The 26328-nt window shown below is 73.2% G+C and carries 23 protein-coding genes and 1 riboswitch; of the genes, 5 read left to right on the forward strand and 18 right to left on the reverse strand.

The features are described 5' to 3' along the window. Positions 1-24: 24 nt before the first annotated feature. The 4 genes from ACFXMF_RS34135 to ACFXMF_RS34150 all read right to left on the reverse strand — a co-directional run bounded on the left by ACFXMF_RS34135 (position 25) and on the right by ACFXMF_RS34150 (position 4716). Positions 25-1140 (reverse strand): Xaa-Pro peptidase family protein, encoded by a 1116-nt coding sequence (locus ACFXMF_RS34135; protein WP_360318538.1) that lies wholly within the window; start codon positions 1138-1140, stop codon positions 25-27. Between the two features lie 48 nt (positions 1141-1188). Next, positions 1189-2046 (reverse strand): DUF3050 domain-containing protein, encoded by an 858-nt coding sequence (locus tag ACFXMF_RS34140; RefSeq protein WP_360318536.1) that lies wholly within the window; start codon positions 2044-2046, stop codon positions 1189-1191. Positions 2047-2304: 258 nt separating this feature from the next. Next, on the reverse strand, positions 2305-3414 hold the full coding sequence (locus ACFXMF_RS34145) for a CaiB/BaiF CoA transferase family protein (RefSeq protein ID WP_379989674.1): 1110 nt from the start codon (positions 3412-3414) through the stop codon (positions 2305-2307). A gap of 135 nt (positions 3415-3549) precedes the next feature. Further along, on the reverse strand, positions 3550-4716 hold the full coding sequence (locus ACFXMF_RS34150) for a PucR family transcriptional regulator (RefSeq protein WP_379989675.1): 1167 nt from the start codon (positions 4714-4716) through the stop codon (positions 3550-3552). A gap of 681 nt (positions 4717-5397) precedes the next feature. On the opposite strand from ACFXMF_RS34150, the gene ACFXMF_RS34155 reads away from it, so the two are divergent. Beyond that, the gene (locus tag ACFXMF_RS34155; RefSeq protein WP_360318675.1) at positions 5398-7197 is read left to right on the forward strand and encodes an AAA family ATPase; all 1800 of its coding nucleotides are present in this window, start codon (positions 5398-5400) and stop codon (positions 7195-7197) included. Between the two features lie 106 nt (positions 7198-7303). Next, on the forward strand, positions 7304-9046 hold the full coding sequence (locus ACFXMF_RS34160; RefSeq protein ID WP_379989676.1) for a pyruvate dehydrogenase: 1743 nt from the start codon (positions 7304-7306) through the stop codon (positions 9044-9046). An 18-nt stretch (positions 9047-9064) separates the two neighbouring features. On the opposite strand, the gene ACFXMF_RS34165 is transcribed toward ACFXMF_RS34160, so the two are convergent. The 8 genes from ACFXMF_RS34165 to ribD all read right to left on the reverse strand — a co-directional run bounded on the left by ACFXMF_RS34165 (position 9065) and on the right by ribD (position 15320). Next, positions 9065-9529 (reverse strand): PH domain-containing protein, encoded by a 465-nt coding sequence (locus ACFXMF_RS34165; RefSeq protein ID WP_379989677.1) that lies wholly within the window; start codon positions 9527-9529, stop codon positions 9065-9067. A gap of 70 nt (positions 9530-9599) precedes the next feature. Continuing rightward, complete coding sequence (gene hisG / locus ACFXMF_RS34170; RefSeq protein WP_360318525.1) at positions 9600-10463, reverse strand: ATP phosphoribosyltransferase; 864 nt, start codon at positions 10461-10463, stop codon at positions 9600-9602. Between the two features lie 84 nt (positions 10464-10547). Continuing rightward, complete coding sequence (locus ACFXMF_RS34175; protein WP_379989683.1) at positions 10548-10811, reverse strand: phosphoribosyl-ATP diphosphatase; 264 nt, start codon at positions 10809-10811, stop codon at positions 10548-10550. 59 nt (positions 10812-10870) lie between these two features. Then, a complete protein-coding gene (ribH, locus tag ACFXMF_RS34180) occupies positions 10871-11362 on the reverse strand; it encodes a 6,7-dimethyl-8-ribityllumazine synthase (RefSeq protein WP_360318523.1) in 492 nt (163 codons plus the stop codon). Between the two features lie 198 nt (positions 11363-11560). Further along, positions 11561-12916, reverse strand: coding sequence for a bifunctional 3,4-dihydroxy-2-butanone-4-phosphate synthase/GTP cyclohydrolase II (locus tag ACFXMF_RS34185; RefSeq protein WP_360318521.1), 1356 nt, complete (start codon positions 12914-12916; stop codon positions 11561-11563). Further along, positions 12913-13575 carry a nicotinamide mononucleotide transporter family protein gene (locus ACFXMF_RS34190; RefSeq protein WP_360318519.1) on the reverse strand — a complete coding sequence of 221 codons (663 nt, stop codon included), beginning with the start codon at positions 13573-13575 and terminating at the stop codon, positions 12913-12915. Before ACFXMF_RS34190 ends, ACFXMF_RS34185 begins: the two co-directional genes overlap by 4 nt. Beyond that, positions 13572-14198, reverse strand: coding sequence for a riboflavin synthase (locus ACFXMF_RS34195; protein ID WP_360318517.1), 627 nt, complete (start codon positions 14196-14198; stop codon positions 13572-13574). The genes ACFXMF_RS34190 and ACFXMF_RS34195 overlap by 4 nt, the downstream gene beginning before the upstream one ends. A 3-nt stretch (positions 14199-14201) precedes the next feature. Further along, the gene (ribD, locus tag ACFXMF_RS34200; RefSeq protein ID WP_379989678.1) at positions 14202-15320 is read right to left on the reverse strand and encodes a bifunctional diaminohydroxyphosphoribosylaminopyrimidine deaminase/5-amino-6-(5-phosphoribosylamino)uracil reductase RibD; all 1119 of its coding nucleotides are present in this window, start codon (positions 15318-15320) and stop codon (positions 14202-14204) included. A gap of 120 nt (positions 15321-15440) precedes the next feature. After that, positions 15441-15587: riboswitch (FMN riboswitch) on the reverse strand. A gap of 187 nt (positions 15588-15774) precedes the next feature. Between ribD and rpe the strand changes: the two genes are divergently transcribed. After that, positions 15775-16449, forward strand: coding sequence for a ribulose-phosphate 3-epimerase (gene rpe, locus ACFXMF_RS34205; RefSeq protein ID WP_360318515.1), 675 nt, complete (start codon positions 15775-15777; stop codon positions 16447-16449). Between the two features lie 93 nt (positions 16450-16542). On the opposite strand, the gene ACFXMF_RS34210 is transcribed toward rpe, so the two are convergent. From ACFXMF_RS34210 to def, 5 genes are all read right to left on the reverse strand, one after another. Beyond that, on the reverse strand, positions 16543-17382 hold the full coding sequence (locus ACFXMF_RS34210) for a class I SAM-dependent methyltransferase (protein ID WP_379989679.1): 840 nt from the start codon (positions 17380-17382) through the stop codon (positions 16543-16545). 178 nt (positions 17383-17560) lie between these two features. Then, positions 17561-18340 carry a hypothetical protein gene (locus ACFXMF_RS34215; RefSeq protein ID WP_379989680.1) on the reverse strand — a complete coding sequence of 260 codons (780 nt, stop codon included), beginning with the start codon at positions 18338-18340 and terminating at the stop codon, positions 17561-17563. 182 nt (positions 18341-18522) lie between these two features. Further along, positions 18523-19926, reverse strand: a complete 1404-nt coding sequence (locus tag ACFXMF_RS34220; RefSeq protein WP_379989684.1) for an RsmB/NOP family class I SAM-dependent RNA methyltransferase — start codon at positions 19924-19926, stop codon at positions 18523-18525. Beyond that, positions 19923-20855: a methionyl-tRNA formyltransferase gene (fmt, locus tag ACFXMF_RS34225; protein WP_360318504.1), complete on the reverse strand. Its 933-nt coding sequence runs from the start codon at positions 20853-20855 to the stop codon at positions 19923-19925. Before fmt ends, ACFXMF_RS34220 begins: the two co-directional genes overlap by 4 nt. 6 nt (positions 20856-20861) lie before the next feature. Next, positions 20862-21407 carry a peptide deformylase gene (gene def / locus ACFXMF_RS34230; protein WP_360318501.1) on the reverse strand — a complete coding sequence of 182 codons (546 nt, stop codon included), beginning with the start codon at positions 21405-21407 and terminating at the stop codon, positions 20862-20864. 262 nt (positions 21408-21669) lie between these two features. Between def and ACFXMF_RS34235 the strand changes: the two genes are divergently transcribed. Then, on the forward strand, positions 21670-22278 hold the full coding sequence (locus tag ACFXMF_RS34235; protein ID WP_360318498.1) for a sigma-70 family RNA polymerase sigma factor: 609 nt from the start codon (positions 21670-21672) through the stop codon (positions 22276-22278). Next, complete coding sequence (locus tag ACFXMF_RS34240; RefSeq protein WP_379989681.1) at positions 22275-23423, forward strand: hypothetical protein; 1149 nt, start codon at positions 22275-22277, stop codon at positions 23421-23423. The genes ACFXMF_RS34235 and ACFXMF_RS34240 overlap by 4 nt, the downstream gene beginning before the upstream one ends. Before the next feature lie 82 nt (positions 23424-23505). Here the strand turns inward: ACFXMF_RS34240 and ACFXMF_RS34245 are convergent, their stop codons facing one another. After that, positions 23506-25728, reverse strand: a complete 2223-nt coding sequence (locus tag ACFXMF_RS34245) for a primosomal protein N' (RefSeq protein WP_379989682.1) — start codon at positions 25726-25728, stop codon at positions 23506-23508. Positions 25729-26328: the final 600 nt, after the last annotated feature.

Consider the following 26328-nt stretch of genomic DNA (forward strand, 5'->3'; position numbering starts at 1 on the left):
GGGCGGGTCGACCGCCGCACCCGGCTACAACACGACCAGGCCGTGCGGGCGCAGGTTCATCGGGTCGCCGGCTTCCTCGCCGCAGACCACGATGTCCTCGATCCGGGCGCCGTGCGTGCCCGGGAGGTAGATCCCGGGCTCGATCGAGAACGCCATGCCCGGCTCCAGGGGCAGGCTGTTGCCCGCGACGATGTACGGCTCCTCGTGGCTCTCCAGGCCGATGCCGTGGCCGGTGCGGTGGATGAAGTACTCGCCGTAGCCCGCCTCGGTGATGATGTCGCGGCCGACCGCGTCGAGCGCCTCGCAGGTCAACCCCGGTCGCACCGCGGCCAGTTGGGCGGCCTGGGCGCGCTCCAGCACGTCGTAGTAGCGGCGGAACTCGGCGGGCGGCTCGCCGATGCTGTAGGTGCGGGTCTCGTCCGAGCAGTAGCCGTCCTCGGTGGTGCCGCCGATGTCGACCACGACCACGTCGCCGGTCTCGATCACCCGGTCGGACAGCTCGTGGTGCGGACTCGCGGCGTTCGGGCCGGACCCGACGATCACGAAGTCCACTCGGACGTGGCCCTCGGCGATGATCGCGTCGGCGATGTCCGCGCCGACCTCGCGCTCGGTACGGCCGGCCCGGAGCCAGTCGCCCACCCGGGCGTGCACCCGGTCGATCGCGGCGCCGGCCCGGCGCAGCGCGGCCACCTCGGCGGCGGACTTGCGCATCCGCAGCTCGCGCAACACGTCGCCGGCGAGCGACTGTTCGGCGGCGGGCAGGGCGGCGCGGAAGGCGAGCACCTTCTCCGCCCACATGTGGTTGTCCAGGCCGACCCGGGTCACGCCCGCGGGCAGTCGGTCGGCGATCAGCGCGTACGGGTCGTCGGTCTCGGCCCAGCCGACCACGTCGATGCCGAGCGCTCCCGCGGGTGACGCGAGGGCGGCGGGCTTCTCGAGGCCGGGTACGACCAGGAAGGGATCGGCGCCGACGGGCACCACCAGGCAGGTCAGGCGCTCCAGCGGGAGTGCCTCGTAGCCGGTGAGATAGCGCAGGTCGGCGCCGGGCGAGATGAGCAGGGCGTCCAGTCCCGCGTCGGCTGCTGCCTTCTGGGCGCGGCCGAGGCGGTCTGTGGGGTAGAGGGCTGCGTCGTGGGTCACGCGCCCAACATATGACACGTCACACGGCTCCGGGCGGTCGGAACCGGATCAGCAGGCCGCAGAACGATTCGCGTCGATCGCCGCGCGGACCGCGTCCCACAGGTCGGCGCGGGCGCGCAGCGAGACGGTGACGGTGCCGGCGCTCTCCCGCCACGCACGGGCCGGGTCGGCGGTGGCGGCGCACAGTTGGTCGAGCAGCCGCAGCGCCATCGGGCCGTGCTCGTCGCCGTCCACCTCGATGTGCCGGGCCAGGTATTCGCCGAACACCGCGAGCCGGCCCTCGTACCCGTCGTCCAGCGCGGTGAGGTGGTCGAACATGCGCGGGATGAGTTCCTCGCGGCCGAGCGCGAAGGACGCGGCGATGCAGTGCAGCGGGGCGTGTTCGACCACCTGCCAGGTTCGCGTCACGAACGCGGCGGCACCGGCGGGCGCGCCGCACGCGGCGACCGCCTCGGGCACCGGGACCGCGTCGACGAGCAGGCCCAGGAAGCGGCGGGCCGGGCGGGTGTCGGCGCCGGCGGCGTCCATCGCGGCGAGGTAGAGCTCGAAGTGGCTGAGCGGGCCCAGCGAGGTGGTGTCGCTCTCCTCGCCGAGCACGATCTCGTTGACCATGCGCCGGATCTCCGCGTCCCCGCGCGGCACCCAGGGGATCTCGACGCAGGTCAGGCGCCGTTGCAGGCTCTTGAGCAGGGACATGAAGTCCCAGACGGCGAACACGTGATGCTCCATGAACACCCGGATCGCGGTGATGTCGGTGAGATCCCGGTAGACCGTGTGGCGGAGCACGCGCTGCCGTACCGGAGCGGTCTCGCCGAGCAGCCGCGCGATGTGATCGTCGGTGGGGGTTGCGCGGGGGCGCGGGAGGGAGGCCCCGTCGAGGGGGCTGGTGAGTGCGGTGGTGTCCATGGTTCCTCGCGTGGGTCGGCAGCAGCGGCTACCGATGGTAGAGAGATCGCTACGCGGTGAAACATTTGTTGCGGAATTTCGGGCACGGGTCGATGGGGCGTGCCATGATTCGCTGTTGCGGTCCGGCTTGGGGTGGGCCGGGGGGGTGGCTTGGGCGGGGGTTTCCGCCCGCACCACCCGCTGCCTTGCGGGCCGATGTGGCCGGGGTGCCACGGGTCGCCGAGCGGGGCCTCGCGGCCCCGCGCGAGGCTTGTCGGGTCAGGTGCCCTGGGTCAGGTTCTTGGCTTCTTCCGGGGCGAGACCCCAGGCTTCGAGGATCGCGGGGTCGATGCGGTCCGAGGCGACGCCGGCGGTCGACGGGGTGTCGGACAGGCGCGGCGCGGGGGCGGGTTGCAGCATGCCGTCGGGGTGGACGAAGGTCTCCCGGGCCCGGTTGTGCGGGTGCTCGGCGGCCTCCTCCCAGGTCAGCACCGGCGTCACGCACGCGTCCAGCGGCTCGAAGAGCGCCGCCCACTCGTCCCGGGTGCGACCGGCGATCACCGCGGCGAACCGCTCGCGCAGGAGCGGCCAGCCGGCCCGGTCCATCTGCTCCGGGAGTTCCTCGTCGGCGAGCCCGAGTCCGGCCAACAGCAGGGCGTAGAACTGCGGTTCGATCGCACCGACGGCGAGGTGCCGGCCGTCGGCGGTGGTGTACACGTCGTAGAAGGGCGCACCGGTGTCGAGCAGGTTGCTCCCCGGCTCGCCCGCCCAGCCGCCGAGCCCGCGCATGCCGTGGATGAACGCGCTGAGCAGCGCCGAGCCGTCCGTCATCGCCGCGTCGACGACCTGGCCGCGTCCGGACGTGCGCGCGGCCACGAGCGCGGCGAGGATGCCGAACGCGCAGAACATCGCACCGCCACCGTAGTCCCCGACCAGGTTCAGCGGCGGCACCGGGCGCTCGCCGGTGCGCGCGAAGGAGTGCAACACCCCGGAGATGGAGATGTAGTTGATGTCGTGCCCGGCCCGCGGCGCGAGCGGCCCGTGTTGCCCCCAGCCGGTCATCCGGGCGTAGACGAGGGCGGGGTTGCGCTCCAGACAGACGTCCGGCCCCAGGCCGAGCCGCTCGGCGACACCCGGGCGGAAGCCCTCGACGAGCACGTCGGCGCCGGCGATCAGGCGCAGCACCGAGTCCCGCGCGGCCGGATCCTTGAGGTCGACCTCCAGCGTGCCCAGCCGCCCGCGCCCGACCACCATCGAGGGCATCGTCGCGCCGCCGGGCCGATCGACCCGAACGATCTCGGCGCCCGCGTCGGCCAACATCATTCCGACGAACGGTCCGGGTCCGATCCCGGCCAGCTCGACCACCTTGACGCCATCCAGCGCACCCATGCCCACTCCCCACACCACGCCGTGCCCGAATATCGTGCACAGTCAAGCAGACCCGTCGCCGGCGCGCCGCTCGCGTGCGCACGAACCGGGCCGGCCACGCGACGGGCGCCCGACGGGCGGCAACTGCGGGCGCTCTCAGCCGCCTTGCATGCGCACGATCTGCAGCGCGATCATCAGATTCAACCGCAGATGCGGATCCTGGGTGAACGGTCCCAACAACCGCTCCAGCTTGGTGATCCGGTATCGCAACGTGTTGTAGTGCACGTAGAGCCGGCGCGCGGTCTCGGCGACGTTGAGGTTGGTGTCCAGCAGTGCCTGCAACGTGTTCCGCAGGTCCGCCGCCTCCGGATCGCGCGGATGGGCCAACGATCGCAGCGCCTCGCGCGCGAAGCGGTCCAGCTCGCTCGGATCCGGGATCAGGCTCAGCAGCCGAAAGACCCCCAGTCGATCGAAGTCCGCCACCGCGCCGGGCCCATGGATGCGCCGGCCCGCCGCCACCGCACGCCGGGCCTGCTCGTACGCGGTCGGCAACGCGTCCAGCGAGTGCGCCGGTCGGCTGATGCCGGTGGTGAACGAGCGGATCACGCCGGCGCACTCCGCGTGCACCACCGCCGCGAGTTCGGCCACCAGCCGGGCGGATTGCCCGTCGTCGGGCGCGCCGAGCAGGGCGACCACCTCGCGCGGATACGCCGCGACGGCCGCCTCGGGCGCCCGGGCGGCGAGCGCGGTGGACCAGGCCAGGGCCAGTGCCTCCTGCCCGGCTCGGACGGCCCGCGCGTCGCCGCCCGCCGCGGCCGGGTCGGCCTCGGCGACCACGACCAGCAACGGGCCGCCGGGCAACGCGGTCCAGCCGGTGAGGTCGGTGCCGCGTCCGGTCAGCAGGTCGCGCATCAGGTCGCTGCGGTACTTGGCGTCCGACGCGGCCTGGGCGAGTCGACCCGCGAGCCCGACCGCGGTTTCCACGATCGGCCGGCCGGCCGGGCGCGGGACCTTCGCCGGTGCGGGAGCCGCCGGAGCCAGGGCGCCGGTCGACCCCCCGGCCGAACCCGACGCCGGGTGCGGGTCCTCGCCCGCGTCCCACGCCGTCGACGCCCCCGCGACCCGGGCCTGCGGCACCGAGGTCGGCTCGGGTGCGCTCGCCCCGCCGCCCACCGCCTTGCGGCGCCGCGGCGGCAGCCGGCGCGGGGCCGCGCCGGCCACCACCGCTCGCGCGCTGCCGCTCCCGCCGCCACTCTTGTCACCGGGACGAAGCGGTGGTTCGCCCCCGGTTGCCGTTCCGCCCGCGTCCCCGAGGTTGCCCATCCACCGACCGTAGCGTCACGAACACGAGCGCGTCAGCATCGCGGAGAGCGTGCGGGCAGTGCACTCCCGGAGTGCGCGGGGCGCACGATCCCCGATCCGTCGACCGTTCAGGGGAGTTCGCATTGCGTCCGGAGATTTCCCGGCGTGGCGTGCTTGACCGTTGTGTCCGGATCGCCATAGCTTGCGGTCCGACGGAAGGCCGATTCCTCCCCCGGCCCCGCGTCGAGACGAAGCCTCCGGTCGTTCCCCCGCGACCGGGGGCTTCCTCGTCTCGCGCCGCTCGGATCGGCGCCCGCCCCCGGGGCGTTCGGGTCCCCGGGTACCCTCCCGTTCGCCACCGAGGGCACACCTCACCACCCCAAATACCGTTCGCCCCTCGGATTGCCGGGTCCCGCTCGGTACGATGCGCGGGGACGAACGCGTGGCGGCGCGGACACCATCCGTGACCGCCGGCGAGTCGGCGTGACGGGCAGCGGAACGGGAGAGGCTCTAAGGGGCGTCGCCGATCGGGCGGAATGGACGCACCGGGATTCATCGGCAGCGGGCCGACATCCTCTCGAAGTCCCCTCGGGGACACGGGCACGCGGAGAGGACCGGCCGGGGGAAGGGGGGTCCACCGTGGGACAGACCGAACGTGGCGCACGCACCGGAAGTCCGGCCGAACTGGCCTGGTTGCGCGGCATGGACGCCTACGTCGCCGGCGAATACGGCCAGGCGGAGGTGCAGTTCCGGGCCGCGGTCGAGGCCGACCCGGGCATGGCCGACGCCTGGCTGGGGCTGCATGCGCTCAAGGTGGAGGTGGCCACCGCCGTGGTGGCCATGCACACCCATCGAGAACGCTTCGGCGAGCAACGCGCGAAATACGGCCGGCCACTCAACTCCTGGTACTGGCTGGGCTGGTGGGTGCAACTGGTCCTGGAGACCCCGCGCGACCTGGCGCTCGCGCACGCCTCGCACTGGTTGGACGGGCGCCACCTGCCCGAGCTGGACGCCGCGCTGGCCCTGTGCCCGCCCGCCGACCAGGACGCGGCCACCCGCTTCCTCCTCGCCTGCCGCGCCTACCTGGGCAAGGACTGGCAACAACTGCTCCGGCACACCGCGGGCCTGGACGACGACGCGCTGCTGGGCGTGGAGGCGGGCCTGTTCGCCGGCATGGCCCGGGTCCGCCTGGGTCTGTACGCCAAGGCCGAACAGGTGCTCGCCACCGCCCTGGTGCGCTGCCGCTCGGAGCACCCGCAGCGCAAGGAGCTGCGCTACTGGCTCGCCCGCGCGTACGAGGAGACCGGCCGCACCCCGGCCGCGTTGCCGCTGTATCGAGCCGTGCACCAGGCGGACCCCTCGTTCATGGACACGGCCGCGCGGTTGTCCTCGCTGGCGGCCGGCGAACCGCTCGACGAGTACGGCGGGATGACCGCACGCCTGGCCGGTCCCGTGGTCGGCCGGGGCCCGCTCCCGGACGTGTTGCCGCCGATACCCGCGACCGCTCCCCCACCCGCCGGCCCACCGCCCGCCGCCGAGGTCGAGCGCGAGCCGGACCCGATCCCGGACGAGGCCGACCTCGACCCGCAGCCCGACGCGGACGTGCGCGCGGCCGGCCGATCCGCGCCGATGCGCCCGGCCGCCGCGCCCGAGGAACTCGCCCTGGTACTGGCCGAACTGGAGTCGATGGTCGGCCTGGAGCCGGTCAAGCGGCAGGTGCGCGCGTTGTCCGCGCAGATGCGGATGGCCCGATTGCGCGAGGCCCAGGGCCTGCCCGCACAGGCCCCCAAGCGGCACTTCGTCTTCTCCGGCCCCTCCGGCACCGGCAAGACCACCGTCGCCCGGCTGCTCGGCCGGGTCTTCGCCGCACTGGGCCTGCTGGAAAGCGACCGTCTGGTCGAGGCGCAGCGCTCCGACCTGGTCGGCGAGTACCTGGGCCAGACCGCGGTCAAGACCAGCGAGTTGATCGACTCGGCGCTGGGCGGCGTGTTGTTCGTGGACGAGGCGTACGGCCTGACCAACGTGGGCTACTCCAAGGGCGACGCGTACGGCGACGAGGCGCTCCAAGTGCTGCTCAAGCGGGCCGAGGACGACCGGGACCGGCTGGTGATCATCCTGGCCGGCTACCCGGAGGGCATGGATCGGCTGCTCACCTCGAATCCGGGCCTGATGTCGCGGTTCACCACCCGGGTCGAGTTCCCCTCCTACGGCGCCGAGGACCTGGCCCGGATCGCCGAGGTGATGGCGGCCGCCGGCGGCGACGCGTGGGACGAGGACGCGGCGGCCGAGCTGCGCAGCATCACCGGCCACGTGCGCGAGCAGGGCTGGATCGACGAGTTGGGCAACGCCCGCTTCGTGCGCACCCTGTACGAGAAGTGCTGTATGTATCGCGACGTGCGCCTGGTGGAGCTGCCGGAGGGGCCGGATCTGGCCGAGTTGACCACGCTGCGCCTGTCCGACCTGTTCCAGGCGTACGGGGATCTGGCGGACGGCCGGGGATAGCCGGGCGGCGCGCGGGTAGGGCTGATCCGGTCGTCGTTTGTCCGCCGAGGGGCGAGCGCGGCAGCACGCGCCCGGCCGCCGGTCGAGCAGGACGAAAGGGTCTCCCGTGGCCAAGCAGAGCGTCGCCGAGCAGTTCGTGGACATCCTCGCCCATGCCGGCGTGCGTCGGCTGTACGGCGTGGTGGGCGACAGCCTCAACCCGATCGTGGACGCCGTTCGGCGCAACGCCGCGATCGACTGGGTGCATGTGCGGCACGAGGAGGTGGCCGCGTTCGCCGCCGGCGCCGAGGCGCAGCTCACCGGTCGGCTGGCCGCCTGTGCGGGCAGTTGCGGCCCGGGCAACCTGCACCTGATCAACGGCCTGTTCGACGCGCACCGCTCGCACGCGCCGGTGCTGGCACTCGCGTCGCACATCCCCAGCGGCGAGATCGGCACCGCGTTCTTCCAGGAGACGCATCCCGAACGCCTGTTCGTCGAGTGCAGCCACTACAGCGAGATGATCGGCACGCCCGAGCAGATGCCCCGGGTGCTCCAGTCGGCGATCCAGCACGCGGTGGGCCTGGGCGGGGTGTCGGTGGTCACCCTTCCGGGCGATGTGGCGGACCGCCCCGCGCCGGAGCGGACGTACCAGGTCGCGCTGCCCACGTCGCTGCCGGCGGTGCGCCCCGGTGACGCGGACCTGGCCACGTTGACCCGGATGATCGACGAGGCCGAGCGGGTCACCCTGTTCTGCGGCGCGGGCACGGCGGGCGCGCACGAGGAGGTGATGGCGTTCGCCGACCGGGTCAACGCGCCGGTGGGGCACGCGCTGCGCGGCAAGGAACACATCCAGTACGACAATCCGTTCGACGTGGGCATGTCGGGTCTGCTGGGCTACGGCGCCGCCTACGAGGCGATGCACGAGGCGGATCTGCTGATCCTGCTGGGCACCGATTTCCCCTACAACGCGTTCCTGCCGCAGGACGTGTCCACGGTGCAGGTGGACGTCCGGCCCGCGCACCTGGGTCGACGGACCAAGCTGGACCTCGCGGTGTGGGGGGACGTGCGCGAGACGCTGCGCGCGCTGACCCCGATGGTGCGCGAGAAGACCGACCGTCGCTTCCTGGATCGCATGCTCAAGAAGCACGCGGACGCCCTGGAGGGAGTGGTGAAGGCGTACACCCGCAAGGTGGACAGGCATGTGCCCATCCACCCGGAGTACGTCGCCTCGATCCTGGACGAGGAGGCCGCCGACGACGCGATCTTCACCGTCGACACCGGCATGTGCAACGTGTGGGCAGCGCGCTACCTGACCCCGAACGGGCGGCGTCGGGTCATCGGTTCGTTCTCGCACGGCTCGATGGCCAACGCGCTGCCGCAGGCGATCGGCGCGCAGTTCCTGGACCTGGGCCGACAGGTCGTGTCGATCTCCGGCGACGGCGGCTTCTCGATGCTGATGGGTGATCTGTTGACCCTGGTGCAGTCCGAGTTGCCGGTGAAGATCGTGCTGTTCGACAACTCGTCGCTGGGCATGGTCGAGTTGGAGATGATGGTGGCGGGGCTCGAACCGTTCGGGACGACGAACAAGAACCCGGACTTCGCCGCGATCGCCCGGGCGGCGGGTGCGTTCGGGGTGCGGGTGGAAAAGCCGAAGCAGGTCCGCGGCGCGTTGCGGGACGCGTTCGCGCACAAGGGCCCGGCGCTGGTCGACATCGTCACCGACCCGAACGCGCTGTCCATCCCGCCCAAGGTCACCGCCGAGCAGATCCAGGGCTTCGCGCTCAGCGCGGGCCGCACGGTCCTCAGCGGCGGCGTCGGCCGGATGGTCCAGATGGCCCGGTCGAACCTGCGCAACGTGCCCAGGCCGTAGCGCGCGGGACGGGGCCTACTACGCCGTGCTCGGGGCGGTGCCGTACTTCTCCGCCAGGGAGCGCAGCTCGCGCGCGGCGGTGATCGCCTCGGCCTTGCCGTTGGAGGTCTGGATGCCCATCACCGGCAGGGTGTCCCCGTTGGACATGTCGATGTAGACCCAGGGGTCGCCCTGGCGCAGGTAGACCCGGACGACCTGGGCCCACTCCAGATGGGTGGTGCGCAGCAGGTTGACCACGGTCACCCCGCCCGCCGCCGCGACCACCTTCGGCCGGCCGAGCATGATCATCGCGGCGAGTCCGAGCACCCCGGTGCACGCGACGCCGAGCCGCGAGCCGAATCCCCAACCGCCCTTTTCCGGCAACATCACCGCGAGCACGCAGAGCCCGACCAGGATGACCACGCCGAGCACGGCGGTGATGAGCCGACTGCGCCGGGCGTACCAGGTGCGCGGGAGGTCGGCGGCGGGGGTGGGGGTGCTCATGGCGGAACGGTTCTCCGGGGTGAGAGAGGTGATCGGTCCGCCACCGCACGCGGTGACGGACCGATCGGGTTCAGAGGCGGCAGGCGTGGATGCCGGTGACCAGGATCGCGCGGGCGCCGATCTCCCACAGGTCGTCCATGATCTGCTGGGCGTTCTTGCGCGGGACCATGGCGCGCACCGCGACCCAGCCCTCGTTGTGCAGCGGGCTGACCGTGGGCGACTCCAGGCCCGGGGTCAGCGTGACCGCCGCCTCCACCCGCTCGACCCGGATGTCGTAGTCCATCATCACGTAGCTGCGTGCGACCAGGACGCCCCGCAGCCGGCGCACCAGTTGTTCCAGCGCGGGCGAGCTCTCCGCGCCGGCGCGCCGGATGAGCACCGCCTCCGAGCGCAGGATCGGCTCGCCGAACACCTCCAGGCCCGCCTGCGCGAGCGTGGTGCCGGTTTCCACGACGTCGGCGATCACGTCCGCGACGCCGAGCTGGATCGCGGTCTCCACCGCGCCGTCCAGCTTGACCAGCGCGGCGGCCTCGATGTCGTGCTCGGCGAAGTCGCGCTCGACGATCCCGATGTAGGAGGACGCCACCCGCAGCCCGGCCAGGCCCTTCTTGCCCTGCCCGGCCAGCTCGCGTGCCAGCGCGGCGGGCGCGGCGTAGCGGAAGGTGGCCTGGGCCAGCCCCAGTTGCAGGATCTCCTCGGCCTCGGCGCCCGAGTCCATCAGCAGGTCGCGCCCGGTGATGCCGGCGTCGAGCCGGCCGGAGCCGACGTAGATGGCGATGTCGCGCGGGCGCAGGAAGAAGAACTCGACGTTGTTGTCGGGGTCGGTGAGGACCAGTTCCTTGGAGTGCTTGCGCTGGCGGTAGCCGGCCTCATGGAGCATCGCCGACGCAGGCTCGGAGAGGGAACCCTTGTTGGGGACGGCGATGCGCAGCATGAAATGACCCTTCGGGAAGTGCCGAACGAGGTTGCGGGTACGGCGGCGTCCCCGGCCCGGGCCACGGGCCGGAGACGGCGGCCGTCACAGGTGAGCGTATACGTCCTCCAGCGAGATGCCGCGAGCGACCATCATCACCTGGAGGTGGTAGAGGAGCTGGGAGATCTCCTCGGCGGTGCGGTCGGCGCCCTCGTGCTCGGCGGCCATCCACACTTCGGCGGCCTCCTCGACGACCTTCTTGCCGATCGTGTGCACGCCGGCGGTGACGAGTTCGACCGTGCGCGAGCCCTCCTGGCCCGAGGCGGCCTTGGCCCGCAGCTCGTCGAAAAGCTGTTCAAACGTCTTCATGGTGCCCATCGCGTGGTTGTGGGTGACGTGGCGGGTGAACGCCCGGTCGGTGCGACCGATCAGGCCGAACGCCACGGTTCGGAGAGCGTACGCAACGCCATCGCCGTCGCGACGGCCGCCTCCACCGCTTCGCGGCCCTTGTCCTCGTGCGAGCCGGACAGGCCGGCCCGGTCCAGGGCCTGCTCCTCGGTGTCGCAGGTGAGCACCCCGAAGCCGATCGGCACGCCGGTGTCCAGCGCGACCCGGGTCAGGCCGTCGGTGGCGGCCGAGCACACGTACTCGAAGTGCGGGGTGCCGCCGCGGATGACCACGCCGAGCGCGATCACCGCGTCGTAGCCGCGCCCGGCCAGCGCCTTGGCCAGCACGGGCAGTTCGAACGCGCCGGGAGCGCGGATCAGCGTGGGTTCGGTGATGCCCAGCTCGCTCAGGGCCTTGAGGGCCCCGTCCACGAGCCCGTCCATCACGGTGGTGTGCCACTGCGCGGCGACCACGCCCACGCGCAGGTCACGGCAGCCCTCGACGGTCAGTTTCGGGGCTCCTGCGCCACTCATGTCTGTCGGTGTCCTTCGGCTGGAACGGCTGGAAGCCTGGATGCGGTGGTGGAGTGCTGCGGATCGAACTTCCGCGGATCGAACTTCCGCGGATCGAATTCCGCGGATCGATTCCGCCGCGTCGAGCAGGTCGAACCTATCGGCGCGGCGGGGACGGCGCCGCGCGCGTTTCACCGGTACGGGTGAGGTCGGGCCCGGTCAGGCGGTGCTGACCGCGTGGCCCTTCGCGTCGACGACGTCGGCGACCTCGCCGACCGAGGGCGCGGTCGCGGCCTCGTCGGTGGGGTCCAGCCAGGGCAGGTCGTGCCCCATCCGGTCGCGCTTGGTGAGCAGGTAGCGCAGGTTGTCCGCGGTCGCGTGCACCGGCAGCGCGACCCGGCCGGTGATCTCCAGGCCGTAGCCCTCCAGGCCGGCCCGCTTGGCCGGGTTGTTGGTGAGCAGCCGCATCGAGCGCACACCCAGGTCGACCAGGATCTGCGCGCCGGTGCCGTAGTCGCGGGCGTCGGCGGGCAGGCCCAGTTCCAGGTTGGCGTCCACGGTGTCGTGGCCGGCGTCCTGGAGTTGGTACGCCTGGAGCTTGTGGATCAGCCCGATGCCGCGACCCTCGTGGCCGCGCATGTACAACACCACGCCCCGGCCCTCGGTGGTGACCCGCTCCAGCGCGGCCTCCAGCTGCGGACCGCAGTCGCAGCGCAGCGAGCCGAACACGTCGCCGGTCAGGCACTCGGAGTGCACCCGCACCAGCACGTCCTCGCCGTCGCCGATGTCGCCGGCCACCAGCGCGATGTGCTCGACGCCGTCGGCGGTGCTGCGGTAGCCGATCGCCCGGAAGGTGCCGTGCTCGGTGGGCAGCCGGGTCTCGGCGGCCCGCTCGATGGTGCGTTCGGTGCGCCGGCGGTAGGCGATCAGGTCGGCGATGGTGACGATCTTGAGGCCGTGTTCGCGCGCGAACGGGACCAGTTGCGGCAGCCGGGCCATCGTGCCGTCGTCGTTGACCACCTCGCAGATCACCCCGACCGGGGCCAGGCCGGCCAGCTCGGCCAGGTCCACGGCCGCCTCGGTGTGTCCGGGGCGCACCAGCACGCCGCCCTCGACCGCGCGCAGCGGGAAGATGTGGCCGGGTCGGGTCAGCTCGGTGGCCGACGTGTTCGGGTCGGCCAACAGGCGCACGGTGTGCGTACGGTCGGCCGCCGAGATGCCGGTGTCCACGCCGTCCTTGGCGTCCACCGAGACCGAGTACGCGGTGCCCTTGCGGTCCTCGTTGACGGCGGTCATCGGCGGCAGCTTGAGCCGGTCCAGGTCGGCGCCGCGCATCGGCACGCAGACCACGCCCGAGGAGTAGCGGATCATGAACGCCATCAGCGCCTGCGTGGCCAACTCGCCGGCGAAGATCAGGTCGCCCTCGTTCTCCCGGTCCTCGTCGTCGACGACCACGATCGCCTCGCCGGCGGCCATCGCCTTGATCGCGTCCTCGATCGTGTCGAGCACCAGTTCGTCCGGTGCCGCCTTCTGCGCCGGCACCTCGATGTCGGTGGTTTCTCTGCTGGTCTTCACGCCGTTGCCCCTTCCAGGTGCCGATCTGCCACGCGGGCAGCCCCCTTGTCCCGGTACCGCCGGGAGCGGTTCCACCAGTCGACGAGTCCGGCGACGCACATCACGAAGAAGACGCCGTAGACCAGTCCGCTGAACACCAGGCCGTGCTGCCAGGCCAGCGGTACGCCGACCATGTCGACCGCGATCCACACCAGCCAGAACTCGAACAGGCCGCGGGCCTGGGCGAGCATCGCCACGACCGAGCCGACGAAGATGTACGCGTCCGGCCACGGCGCCCACGAGATGCCGGTGTGTTCGAGCAGCAGCGCGAAGCCGACGGTGCCGGCCGCCATCAGCACGACCAGTGCGATGCGCTCGTACCCGGTCCCGAAGCGGATCTCCACCTCGCCGCTGTCGCGCCGCCCGCGGGCCCAGCGCCACCAGCCGTAGGCGGCCGCGAGGATGATGACGACGTTGCGCATCGCGCTGCCGCCCAGGTGCACCGAGGTGTTGGCGGCGATCAGCAGGGCCGCGCCGAGGATCTGCACGGGCCACGCCCACAGGTTGCGGCGCAGCGCGAGCCCCACGGTGGCCAGCGACGCGATCTGGCCGAGCAGGTCGGACCACGGCACCGGCTTGTCGGCGACGGTGAACGCGGCGTCGTTGAGCCAGCCGATCACGATGCCCTCACCTGTGTACCGGGCCCGTGCGTGCCCAGCCGTTCGACGTACTTGGCGATGATGTCGACTTCGAGGTTGACCGGGTCGCCGACCGTCTTGACGCCGAGCGTGGTCAGCGCGAGCGTGGTCGGGATCAGGCTGACGGTGAAGCTCGCGTCGTGTGCCCGCACGACGGTGAGACTGATCCCGTCCACGGTGATCGAGCCCTTGTCCACGACGTAGCGGGCCAGGTGCGCGGGCAGCGCGATCTCGACGATCTCCCACTCCTCGCCGGGGGTGCGGGCGAGGATCTCGCCGGTGCCGTCGACGTGACCCTGGACGAGGTGGCCGCCCAGTCGCCCGCCGAGCACCATCGGGCGTTCCAGGTTGACCCGCGCGCCGGTGGTCAGCGCGCCCAGGCTCGACTTGTCCAGCGTCTCCTGCATCACGTCCGCGGTGAAGGTGGCCTCGGCCGGGTCGACCTTGTCGTCCACGACGGTCAGACACACCCCGTTGACGGCGATCGAGTCGCCGTGCCGGGCACCGGTGGTGACGACCGGGCCGCGGATGGTGATCCGGGCCGAGTCGGTCAGTCGCTCGATGGCCACGATCTCGCCGAGTTCCTCAACGATTCCGGTGAACATGCGTCAGGACTCCTTCGTTCGGCCGGCGGATTCCGGCCGGGTGCGGGCGGTGATGCGAATGTCGGTGCCGAGGCGGGCGACGTCTTCGACGTCCAGTCGCAACGCCTCGGAGATGGTGCCGATTCCGGCCGGGCCCAGGGCGGTGGGTCCGGCGCCGAGCAGGGCCGGGGCGAGATAACCCACGACGGTGTCGATCAGGCCGGCCGCGGCGAACGCGCCGGCGAGGGTGGGGCCGCCTTCGAGCAGCACGGCGCGCACGTCGCGCGCGTACAACTCCTTCAGCAGCGCGGGCAGGTCCAGGCCGGTCTCCGCGCGTGGTACGCGCAGTACGACGGCCCGGGGCAGGTGGTCGGCGTCCGCGTCGGGGCCGACCGCGATCAGGGTGGGTGCCGCGTCGTCCAGGACCCGGGCGGTCGCCGGGGTGCGTGCGTGCGTGTCCACGACCACCCGCAGCGGTTGCCGGGCGCCGGGCACGTCGCGCACGGCCAGGTGCGGATCGTCGGCGAGCAGCGTGCCGGAGCCGGCCAGCACCGCGTCCACGCTCGCCCGCAGGGTGTGTACGTCGGCGCGCGAGGCCGCGGAGGTGATCCAGCGGCTGCTGCCGTCGTCGGCGGCGCTGCGCCCGTCCAGGGTGGCGGCGTACTTCCAGGTCACGTGCGGGCGGCCGAGTCGGGTCGCGGTCAGCCAGGCCCGGTTGCCCGCCTCGGCCTCGGCGGCGAGCAGGCCGCCCTCGGCGTCGATGCCCGCCGCGCGCAGCACCGCGCCGCCGCCGGCCGCGGCCGGGTTGGGGTCGGCGACCGCGTAGCGCACCCGGCGGATGCCGGCGTCGATCAGGGCCTGGGTGCAAGGGCCGGTGCGGCCGGTGTGCGAGCAGGGTTCGAGGGTGACGAACGCGGTGCCGCCGCGGGCCGCGGATCCGGCCGCGCGCAGTGCCTCGACCTCGGCGTGCGGGGCGCCGGCGCGGGTGTGGAAGCCCTCGCCGACCACGGTGTCGTCGGGGCCGAGCACGACGCAGCCGACCACGGGATTGGGGCTGGTGTGACCGAGGGCGCGGCTTGCCAGGGCGACGGCGCGGCGCATCGCGGTGGCCTCGTCGACCGGCGGGACGGTGTTGCCCTGCACCTCGTGCCTCCTCGCGTTGCGACGCGGGGCACCGGGGTGTTTCCGGGCAGGACGGCACGACGAATCGACGGGCGGGGATGTCGGCGCACCGTGGGTACGCGGACATGCCGCAGTCGCTCGCCGCGCGCTGCCTCCCATCCGGACTTTAACCGTCGGTACCGGAATTCCACCGGTTCAGCCGGCCGTCGCTCCACGTGCTGTGGGGCATCGACCGGGTCGCGGACTGTAACCGCCGGTTCGGATTTTCACCGACCCCGGAGCGCGCGTACGTGACTTTCGTACACCTCGAAGTGTGCCACGGCGGCCGACAACGTTGACCTTGGCCAACCTGTGCCGTCCGTCACGGTGCGTTCGTATATCCGAACGCGACTGCGGTGTGGATGATCTGACGTATCGTCAGCTCGACGGTCGAGGCGGTGCCGAAGGACTGTCCCGACGATGAGATTCTGTGCGCATGACCGTGCAGATCAATCCGAGCATCCTGTCCGCCGACTTCGCCCGCCTCGCCGACGAGGTCGCGCAGGTGCGCAACGCCGACTGGCTCCACGTGGATGTCATGGACAACCACTTCGTCCCGAACCTGACCATCGGCCTGCCCGTGGTCGAGAGCCTGATCAAGGCCACCGAAACGCCCATCGACATGCACCTGATGATCGAGGACCCGGACCGTTGGGCGCCCGCCTACGCGGAAGCCGGCGCGGGCAGCGTGACCTTCCACGTCGAGGCCGCGACCGCCCCGGTCAAGCTCGCCCGGGACCTGCGGGCCAAGGGCGCACGGGCGTCGATGGCCCTGCGGCCGGCCACCCCGATCGAGCCGTACGAGGACCTGCTGCCGGAGCTGGACATGCTCCTGGTGATGACCGTCGAGCCGGGCTTCGGCGGGCAGAGCTTCCTGGACATCATGCTGCCCAAGATCCGCCGGACCCGGCAGTTGATCGCCAAGCACGGCCTGCAGATGTGGCTCCAGGTGGACGGCGGGGTGTCCGCGAAGACCATCGAGATGTGCGCGGAGGCCGGCGCGGACGTGTTCGTGGCCGGGTCGGCGGTGTTCGACGGGCGCGATCCGGGTGCGGCGGTGGACCGGTTGCGCGCGTTGGCGACGGGGGCCGCGGAGCGCTGCGCTCACTAGGGCGGACGGGTTCCGCGTGCCCGCCCGTTGCATTGGGTAGTCGGGCGGCGGATTTCGGGCTCGGGTGGAGTCCCCGGGGCCGCGCGAGCTTCGTCACAATGAGTGAATGGATTGGGCCTCTCGTCGTCCTCGCCGGGGCGGGAGGCCCTTTGCCTTCGGTTCGCGGGTGGTCGACCAGAGGGTCCAGTGGTCGGTTTCGTGGATGGGGCCCCCGGTGGGCAGCCGGGCCTGGATGTAGGCGGCCAGGTCGTCGAGTTCGGGGTCGGTGAGGTCGTGCAGGATCGAGCGGCCGGTGCGGGCGCGCAGGTCGGCGGCCACCTCGTGGGCGTCGGCGTACTCGCGGCGGGTCTCGGTCAGCGCGCTGGTGCGCACGGCACCGAAGCCGGCCGCGTGCAGCGCCGCCTCGACCGCCGCCGCGATGGGTCGGCGGGCGGCTTCGATGCCCAGCAGGGCCGGGTATCGCTCGAAGAACCAGCCGCGCAGGTGGGTCGGCGAACCGGGGCGGGTGACGTCGGCCGGGGTGCGGTCCTGGACGATCAGCGTGCCGCCGGGCGCGAGCAGCCGGCGGGCCTCGCGAAAACATCCGGTCAGGTCGTCGAGGTGGTGGATCAGGGCCCGCTCGAAGACGATGTCGGCCGCGCCGTCCGGCAGGCCGGTGGCGTACGCGTCGCCCTGGTGGAAGGACAGGCCGGGGCGCCGCCCCGCCCGCTCCCGGGCGCCGGAGAGGATCGCGGCGGAGAAGTCCACCCCGACCGCGCTCGCCGCGCCCAGATCCAGCCACTTCGTCGTGTACACCCCGCCTCCGCAGCCCACGTCCAGCACACGCGCGCCGGCCGGCCGGACCAACTCGCGCACCACGCGCGCCCATTCCTCGCCGGCCGTGCGCCGGGCGTAGGTGAGCCGGTTGGCGTCGCTGTGGAAGTCGATGGGCATGGCCGCCCTTCCGGTCGAGCCGCGTTCGGTATATCTCGATATCAAGATACTTGAAGACGAGACGACCCTTCAAGGGTCCTCGGGTCCTCGGGTCCTCGCATCCTCGGGTCCTCGCGCCCTCGGGGCTCTCCGATTCCTCGGATTCCTCTGGATCCTCGCCGAGGATCGGCGGCGAACATCACCGGCGATCGCGGGCGACTTCCTTCGGTCGCGGGTGGTCGCCGCCGTCCGGCCGGCCCGGAGGGTCGCCGGCCCGGTCGAGCCGGATACGGCGGCGCTGCCGGGCCAGGTACACGCCGGTGCACACCGTGACGCCGGTCATCGCCGCGATGTGCTCGCGACCGGCCAGGTTCGGTTTGACCACGACCTCGGCAATCATCAGGGCCCACACGCCGACGAACAGGATCGGCGCACGGCGCACCATCGCGATGCACACCACCAGGCCGGCCACCGCGGCCGAGGGACCGGTGTCCAGGATGTCGCCGTCCCGGGCGTCGATGCCCAGCAGGTGGTCCGGGCCGAGCCCGACCATCACCCGCGCGGACAGCGTGCCGCACAGCGTGGCCACGTAGGCGATCACCAGGGTGCGGCGGGCACCCAGGTCGAGTTCGGCCAGCCCGAACAGGATCAGCACCTGGATCAGCGCGCCCCACACCGGCAGGTCGGGCGCGGGCACGAACAGCGACACCGGCGTCCGCAACAACGCGAGCGGCAGCGGGATGCCCGCGCTCACCCCGCCGAGCACGCGCACCACGTCGCCGCCCCACGCGGTGCGCCAGGCGAGCCAGAAGCCGAGGGTCAGCAGCACCGTGCACACCGTGAGCGGGATGGCCAGCAGGCCGTGCGCGCGCAGTTCGCGCACCGGGACCGCGGTGAGCCTGCGCCACTCGCCGCGCACCGCTCCCCCCGTGCGGGCGAGCGGACCGGGACGCGGAACACGGCGAGCGGGCGAGGACATGGGTACGGCGGCTCCTGCGGTGACGACCGGCGATCGCCCTCGGATTTCCTGCGATCCGAGGGGCGACCGGTGCGGTCGAGCCCGGAGTGACGACCACCCACGCCGTTATGCCCCACTTGGGAGTGATTCAGCCGCGTATCACCCCATTCGTGCGGGTGATCCGCGGCGCGCCCATGAGTGGTTCAGCCGGTACGACGAAGCAGCGCGAGGTACATCGCGTCGGTGCCGTGCAGGTGCGGCCACAGTTGTACGTCCGGCCCGGTGCCCAGGTGCGGCACACCCGGGAACAGCGGCCGGGCGTCGAACAGCTCGGCCTCGCCCGCGCGCAGCACGTCGTCCACCACCACGCGCGTCTCCGCCGGATGCGGCGAGCACGTGACGTACGCGATCACCCCGCCGGGGCGGGCCGCGGCCACCGCGCTGCGCAGCAACGCGCGTTGCAGCTCGCCCAGTTCGGGGATGTCCTCGGGCTTGCGGCGCCAGCGGGATTCGGGTCGGCGGCGCAGCGCGCCCAGGCCGCTGCACGGTACGTCGGCGATCACCCGGTCGAAGCCGCCGGGCTGCCACGCGGGCCGGGTGCCGTCGGCGGTGATCACCTGATGGTGGGTCAGGTGGCCGATCGCGTTGCGGACCAGGCGGGCCCGGTGCTGCCGGCGCTCGACCGCGAGCAGCGACACGTCGCGGCCGGTGGCGATCGCGGCGAGCAGGCCGGCCTTGCCGCCGGGGCCCGCGCACAGGTCCAGCCAGCGGCTCTCGGTGCCCTCGACCTCCGCGTTCGCCAGCGCGGTGGCGACCAGTTGGCTGCCCTCGTCCTGGACCGCGGCCCGGCCGTCGCGGATCGCCTTGATCCCGGCCGGGTCGCCCTCGGGGAGGGTGGCCGCGTACGGCGACCAGCGGCCGGGGGTGGCGCCGGCCTCGTACAGTTCGGCGAGTTCGACCCGGCCCGGGCGGGCGACCAGGGAGATCGTCGGGGCGATGTTGTCGGCGGCCAGCAGCGCCTCCATCGCGGCGCGGTCGTGCGGGTTGCCGCGCGCGCCCAGCGCGTCCCACAGGGCCTGCACGATCCAGCGCGGGTGCGAGTGCAGGACCGCGAGGTGGCCCTCGGGGTCCTCGTCGTAGGGCGGCGCGATCTGCCGCAGCCAGGTGTCCAGGTCCTGCTTGGAGACCCGGCGCAGGATCGCGTTGACGAACTTGGCGCGGCCGTCGCCGAGCACCGCGCGGGCCAGTTCCACGGTGGCCGAGACGGCGGCGTGGACGGGGGTGCGCATGCTCAGCAACTGGTGCACGCCGAGCGCGAGCACGTCCAGCACCGGCGGGTCGATCTCCTTGATCGGCCGGTCGGTACAGGCCGCCACGATCCGGTCGTAGGTGCCCTGGCGGCGCAGCGTGCCGTGCACGAGCTCGGTCGCGAAGGCGGCGTCGCGCGGGATGATCCGGCGTTCGCGCAGCAGCGCGGGCAGCACCAGGTTGGCGTACGCGTCGCGTTCGCCGACCGCGTGCAGGACGTCGTAGGCGGCCAGCCGCGCGGCGTCGGGACGCGGGCGGCGGTAGGGGCGTGCGGCGGGGGCGTTGGTCACGGTGCTCAGTTCGTGCCGAGGGTTTCACCGGGCTCGGGGTGTGCGCCCCGGGCCCAGTCGGTGGCGGCCATCATGCGTTTGCCCTGGGGCTGGACCTGGGTGAGTTCGATCGCGTGGCTGCCGGTACCCACTCGGACCACCTTTTTCTCCACCGCGATCTCGCCGGGGGCCAGCGCGTTGTCGCCGCCGCGCAGCCGGACCGGGGCGAGCTTGAGGCGCTCGCCACGGAAGGTGGTCCACGCGCCGGGGGCGGGTGTACAGCCGCGCACCACCCGGTCCACCCGCAGCGCGGGTGCGGTGAAGTCGACCCGGGCGTCCTCGACGGTCAGCTTGGGCGCGAGGGTGACCCCGTGCGGCGGCTGGGGGCGGGCCTCCAGGCTGCCGTCGGCGATCCCGTCCATGGTCGCCACGAGCAGGCGCGCGCCGGACCGGGACAGCCGTTCCAGCAGGTCGCCGCTGGTGTCGGTGGGGCGGATCTCGTCGGTGACCGTCCCGTAGACCGGGCCCGAGTCCAGGCCCTGCTCGATCAGGAAGGTGCACGCGCCGGTGATGTCGTCGCCCGCCAGCACCGCGTGTTGTACCGGCGCCGCGCCACGCCACGCGGGCAGCAGCGAGAAGTGCAGGTTGACCCAGCCCTGGGCGGGGATCTCCAGCGCGGCCTTGGGCAGCAGCGCGCCGTAGGCGACCACGGGGCAACAGTCGGGGGCGATCTCGGCGAGCCGGGCCAGGAACTCCGGCTCGCGCGGCCTGGCCGGGCGCAGGATCTCGATCCCGGCCTCGGCGGCGCGCTCGGCCACCGGGCTCGCGACGAGCTTGCGACCGCGGCCGGCGGGCGCGTCCGGCCGGGTGACGACGGCGACCACCTCGTGCCGGGATTCCAGCAGGGCTTCGAGCGCGGGTACGGCGACCTCGGGGGTGCCGGCGAAGACTAGGCGCATGGGGATTTAGAGGGCCTTCCCGAAGGTGCCGTGGGGGGAGAACTTGACCTGCGGGGCGGGCTGACCGGCCCACTCCGCCTCGCGCAGCGCACGCAGTGCGGCCTTGCGCTGCTCGCGGTCGAGCCGGTCGATGAACAGGATGCCGTCGAGATGGTCGGTCTCGTGCTGGATGCAGCGCGAGAGCAGTCGGGTGCCCTCGATGGTGACGGGGTCGCCGTGCATGTTGAAGCCCTTGGCGACCACGCCGTACGCGCGCTTGGTGTCGTAGCGCAGGCCCGGCAGCGACAGGCAGCCCTCGGGGCCGTCCTGTTCGTCCTCGGACAGGTCCAGGTCGGGGTTGATCAGGTGTCCCACCTCGCCGTCCACCTGGTAGGTGAACACCCGCAGGGCGACCCCGATCTGCGGCGCGGCCAGGCCGCTGCCGGGCGCGTCGCGCATCGTGTCGGTGAGGTCGGCGACCAGTCGCCGCAACTCCTTGTCGAACACGGTGACCGGGTCGGCCTTGCTCCGCAGGACGGGATCCCCGAACAGGCGGATCGGCTGGACTGCCACGGGTGTGCTCCCCCATCGGTGGTCGGGCGGTGATCGGACGTACTGCCGAGTGTGTCGCCGGCGCGCGGCGGCGTTCCGGCGCGGTGGCCGCGCGGTGGCGCCGGTCGAGCGGAACCGGAGAGCGGCAAGTCTACTGAGCGGCCGGGCCCGCTCCCCGCACGCGTCGCGGCCCGGGGCGTGCGGGAGCGAATGGGCTCGGGGCGGGCCGGGAATCGGCTCGGGGCGCGGCAACCTCGGGGCGCGCGGCGAACACTCTCGGGGTGTGACGACGGATCAGGAGCAGGAGGACGGGGATCACGTGTTGTGGTCCCGGGTCCGGGCGGGGGATCGCGATGCGTTCGCGGTGGTGTTCGACCGACACGCGGGGGCGGTGTATGGGCATGTGCTGCGGCGGATCGGGGACGGAGCCGAGGCCGAGGACCTGACGTCGGCGGTGTTCCTGACCGCGTGGCGCCGGCGCGCGGAGGTGACCTTCGACCGGGACAGCGCGCTGCCGTGGTTGCTGGGTACGGCCAACCGCACGCTCGCGAACCGGCGCCGCGCGCTCAAGCGCTATCGGGCGCTGGCCGCGCGCGTACCGCTGCCTCGGGACGTCCCCGACCATGCGGACGAGGTGGCCCGGCGGATCGACGAGGAGCACGCGGCACGGGCGTTGCGGCGCTCGGTGGCGCGGCTGCCCCGACACGAGCGCGACGTCGTGGAGTTGTGCGTGTGGGGCGGCCTGGACCAGCAGGCGGCCGCGACGGCCCTCGGCGTCGCGCTGGGCACGGTCAAGGCGCGGATGCACCGGGCGCGCAAACGATTGGGCGGCCTGCTGGCCGAAGAGGGCGTGCACGCGAGTACGTACCGAGGCATCGAGGAGGCACGGTGAGCCCGTACGGCGAGGATCGACTGCCGGGACACGAACGACGCAGGCGCGAGTTGCTCGCGATGCTGGACACGGATCGGCCGTCGCGGACCCGGGCGCTGCTGCCGGGCGTCGCGGCGGGGGCGGTGCTCGTGGTGTGCGCGGGCGCGATCCTGGCCGCGCAGCCGTGGCGCGACCCGCAACATCCGACGCCGGCCGGCCCGGTGGTCGGACAGGATCCGGCCCAGGGCGTGGCCAGGGAAATGGCGAAGCCGGGCGATCCGGTGCCGTGGGACGTGGCGACCCGGACCTTGACGGCGTGTCTGGCACAGGGACGGCGGGCCGCCGTCCCGCCGCCGCAGCCGACCGGATTCACCGCGCCACCGCCGACGATGCCGCCGCCGGGATCGGGTGCGCCCGGGACGGCCGCGCCGCCGAGCATGGGGTACACCCCGCCGCCGGGCACTGCGCCGGGCACGCCGCCGGCCTCTGCGGTGTACACCGGCGACATGCCGACGCGGATGCCGGAGAAGGGCCTGCCGACGGGATCGACCGCGACTCCCCCGGGGTGGCCGACGCAGGGGTCGATCGCACCGCCCGGATCGAGTGCGCGACCGCCCGGTGCCTCGGCCAAGCCCGATCCGAAGTTGTGGCAGGTACGCGAGCCGGACACGGCGTTCAAGCCGTACTTCACCGCGTGGGAGCTGGTCGGGGACGGCGAGTTGCGCCCGTTCGTGCTGGGCAAGGCCGGCGAGCCGGGCCTGGTCGTATGCCACGGCGAACTGTCCCTGCCGGAGTTTCCGACGCCGAAGGCCGCCGACGGCCTGCTCGCCGGGGCGTTCGAGGTGCGCCGGACCCTGGCCTGGACGCCGCCCACGGTCGAACCGCCTCGGATCGCCCTGCTCTCCTCGACGACCTGGTGGGGCCGTACGACCGGCGCGGTGGCGCGGGTCGTGGTCGAGTTGCCCGACGGGACGACGGTGGGCGCGGTGGTACGCAACGGCGTGTGGCTCGCGAGCGTGCCGAACAGCGACACCGAGCCGACCCGGATCCGCGCCTACGACGCGGCCGGCACGCTGCTCGACGAACGCACCGCCGCCCGCGAATCCCTGGGCTGCGCGGACGCTCCGTCGGCCGCGTCCTGCGGGAGCCGCACGCACTGGGGCTGAGGGTCCCCGGGTGAAGGAGAGTTCCGTCGAGGCGGCCGGGCGTGCTCGGCCGCCTCGGTGCGCGTCGCGCGCCGCGGGCGGCTCAGCCGATGTCCGGTGGGTCGATCCTGATGTGGACCGGATCGTTCGCGGCGCGGGCCAGGCGGAGGGTTTGGGCCGCCTTGAGGGCGTGGGCCAGCTCGGCGCCGCGGCCGGGTTCGATGCGCAGCAGGACACGTTCGTGGTGGGGCGGCGGGGCGGGGCGCGCGGGCTGCCGGCGGTCCGGCGGCGGGGTGTCGCCGAACAGGGCGCGGGTGAGTTCGGCGCGGGTCTCGGCGGCGCGCGGGTCGGCCCTGGGCGGCGGCGCGGCCGGTGTGCGCGGCGCGGTCGGTGCGACCGGGACCGGGACCGGCCCCAGCACGTCGGCCCCATCGGGCAGCCGAAGTACCGCCAGGAAGTCGGCGATGCCGGCCGGCGGACCGGTCACCGACGCCATCCGCGACACCGGCGGCAGGTTCAATTCGGCCCGCTCGACCAGTTCGGTCAGCGCGTACCCCTGCGGGTCCCAGCGCACCAGCGCCTGCACCGGGCGCAGCGTGGACTCGGCGACCACCACCAGCGTGCCGCCCTCCCCCGCGGGCCGGACCAGGCTCGCCGCGTCCAGCCAGCGGCGCAGCGCCTGCTCGCCGGCTCGCAGGTCGGGTCGGGTGAGCAGGGCCCAGCCGTCCAGGAGCAGGGCCGCCGCGTAGCCGCCGGGCGCGACGGGTTCGGCGCCGGGCGTGGCGATGATCAGCGCGGGCAGGTCCGGCACGGTGGTCAGGATCGCGTCCCGCCCGGAGGTACGCACCGGCACGGTCGGAAACGCCCGGCCGAGTTCTTCCGCGGTGCGACGCGCGCCGATCACACCGGCCCGGATGCGATCGCCGCCGCACACCCGGCAGTGCCAGTGCGGCGCCGGCCGGGTGCACCAGCCGCAGGTCAACACGCCGTCTCCGGACGGAAGTTCGAGCGGTCCCGAGCAGTGTGCGCAGCGCGCGGGTTCGCGGCAGCGCAGACACGAGGTGCGGACCAGGTAGCCCCGGCGTGGGACCTGGACCAGCACCGGGCCGGTCTGCAGCGCCTTGCGGGCGACGTCCCACGCCAGGCTCGGCAGCCGTGCGGCGCGGGCGGCTTCGTCCCGGGCCAGGTCCAGATCGCTGCCGGTGGTGCGTACCAGCGGGGCCGCGGCGCGCACCGCCGCGCGGCCGGCGTCCAGCGGACGGGCCCACCCGGAGCGCACCAATTGGGCGGCCTCGACCGTGGTGGCGTGCCCGCCGACGGTGAACCCGGCGTGTTCGCGCGCGGCCCGCATCGCCAGTACCTCGCGCACGTGCGGGTAGGGCGCGTTCGGGTCGGCGTGCGAGTCGTCGCCGTCGTTCCAGACCAGCGCCAGGCCCAGTTCCACCACGGGCGCGAACATCGCCGCCCGGGTGCCGACCACCGCGCGTACGCTCCCGCGGTTGATCGCCAACCAGCGTCGGTAACGCTCCTCCGGCCCCAGGCCCGAGGTCAGCGCGACGTGCCGGCCCCGGCCGAGCAGGGCGGTCAGCGCCGCGTCCACGCGCTCGACCGACTTGGCGTCCGGGACCACCGCGAGTGCGCCACGGCCGCCGGCCAGGGTCGCCGCCATCGCCCGGGCGATCTCGTCCGGCCAGTACGGCCCGGGCAGCGCCGTCCACACCGTGCGTGGCGACTCGCCGGCGGCCAACTCGGCCAGGTGCGCGGCGCCGGCCGGATAGCGCGTCCAAGGCCCGGGGGCCGGCGCCGCGGGCCGGATCAAGGGGTCGCCCGACGGCTCCGCCTCGGCGCGCGCGTGCCGGGCGGGCAGGGCGATCTGGACCACGTCGGCGAGGGTTCCCGCGTACCGGTCGGCGACCGCACGGGCCAATTCGATCATCGGCGGCGCGAGCACGATCTCGGGCGAGGTGACGCTCGCCAACGGCGCCAGCGGGCCGCCGTACGTGCTGCGCTCGACCCGTTCGACGATCACCCCGTCGATCAGCCCGCCGCCCTGCCGCCGGCCGTCCACGACCTTGGCCCCGAACCGCACCCGCACCCGCACCCCGGGCTGGGCCACCTCGGCCAGCTTGGCCGGCACCGAATAGTCGAAAAGCCGGTCCAGGTGCACCAGCCCCTTGTCCACCACGACCCGCGCCACCGGCAACGAGTCGGCCGCCGCATTGACCTTCGCCCTACGCCCCCGCGCCCCCCGCACCGCCCGCCGCGCGTCCTCGACCCCAAGCGTGAGCTGCCCCTCCTCCTCGCCGCCCACACCCGGATCGTTCATCGCCACACCAGGCATCCTGACAGACGCCTACGACGAATCCGCCCAGCTCCCGAGCCGGGGAAGACCCCGGCAGCTCCGAACGCGGGTGGTCGGGCGACTCGGTCTCCCGCCTTGGGGCGCGGAGGGGGCGGGCGGGGTCGGGCGGGAGTGGGGGTGGGGGTGGGGGTGGGGGTGGGGTTTCGGCGGGCCGGCACGCTCGCGAGTCGGGCTCGACGGACACGGGCGGAGCCGTCGGCGCGGCTGGGGGCGGCCCGTCAGGACCGAGGACGCGGCCGGCGCGGGCGGCCGAAGTCGCAGGCGCGGCGAGAGTGGTCGGACGGTGCCGTGGGTGGGGCGGAGCCCGCAACAACCCGGGCTGGGTCGCGGGCGGGGCACGTTCAGCCCACCGGGGTCGCGGAGACGCGAGCACCACCGACCGGGGTCGCGAGAACGGCGAGCACCACCGACCCGGGTCGTGAGCGCAGCGAGTGGGGTGGGCGTCGTTCGGCGATGCAGCGCTGCTTTTTATTGGGCGCCTTCGGCGCCGGCTCGCGAGGCACCACTTTTTTGCTCCGTCGCAGGCTCCTCCACAAAAAAGTGGCCCCTCGCTCGTGACTTCGT

It is taken from the genome of Embleya sp. NPDC059213 (assembly GCF_042754445.1).
In the GTDB taxonomy this organism is placed as follows: Bacteria; Actinomycetota; Actinomycetes; order Streptomycetales; family Streptomycetaceae; genus Embleya.

Coding starts and splice junctions, on each gene's coding strand:
- ACFXMF_RS34215 (WP_379989680.1), bottom strand. CDS start 18,340: ATGTCCTCGCCCGCTCGCCGTGTTCCGCGTCCCGGTCCGCTCGCCCGC.
- fmt (WP_360318504.1), bottom strand. CDS start 20,855: ATGCGCCTAGTCTTCGCCGGCACCCCCGAGGTCGCCGTACCCGCGCTC.
- ACFXMF_RS34210 (WP_379989679.1), bottom strand. CDS start 17,382: ATGCCCATCGACTTCCACAGCGACGCCAACCGGCTCACCTACGCCCGG.
- ACFXMF_RS34155 (WP_360318675.1), top strand. CDS start 5,398: ATGGACGCCTACGTCGCCGGCGAATACGGCCAGGCGGAGGTGCAGTTC.
- ribH (WP_360318523.1), bottom strand. CDS start 11,362: ATGAGTGGCGCAGGAGCCCCGAAACTGACCGTCGAGGGCTGCCGTGAC.
- ACFXMF_RS34175 (WP_379989683.1), bottom strand. CDS start 10,811: ATGAAGACGTTTGAACAGCTTTTCGACGAGCTGCGGGCCAAGGCCGCC.
- ACFXMF_RS34245 (WP_379989682.1), bottom strand. CDS start 25,728: ATGAACGATCCGGGTGTGGGCGGCGAGGAGGAGGGGCAGCTCACGCTT.
- ACFXMF_RS34195 (WP_360318517.1), bottom strand. CDS start 14,198: ATGTTCACCGGAATCGTTGAGGAACTCGGCGAGATCGTGGCCATCGAG.
- ACFXMF_RS34140 (WP_360318536.1), bottom strand. CDS start 2,046: ATGGACACCACCGCACTCACCAGCCCCCTCGACGGGGCCTCCCTCCCG.
- ACFXMF_RS34165 (WP_379989677.1), bottom strand. CDS start 9,529: ATGAGCACCCCCACCCCCGCCGCCGACCTCCCGCGCACCTGGTACGCC.
- hisG (WP_360318525.1), bottom strand. CDS start 10,463: ATGCTGCGCATCGCCGTCCCCAACAAGGGTTCCCTCTCCGAGCCTGCG.
- ACFXMF_RS34150 (WP_379989675.1), bottom strand. CDS start 4,716: ATGGGCAACCTCGGGGACGCGGGCGGAACGGCAACCGGGGGCGAACCA.
- rpe (WP_360318515.1), top strand. CDS start 15,775: ATGACCGTGCAGATCAATCCGAGCATCCTGTCCGCCGACTTCGCCCGC.
- ACFXMF_RS34145 (WP_379989674.1), bottom strand. CDS start 3,414: ATGGGTGCGCTGGATGGCGTCAAGGTGGTCGAGCTGGCCGGGATCGGA.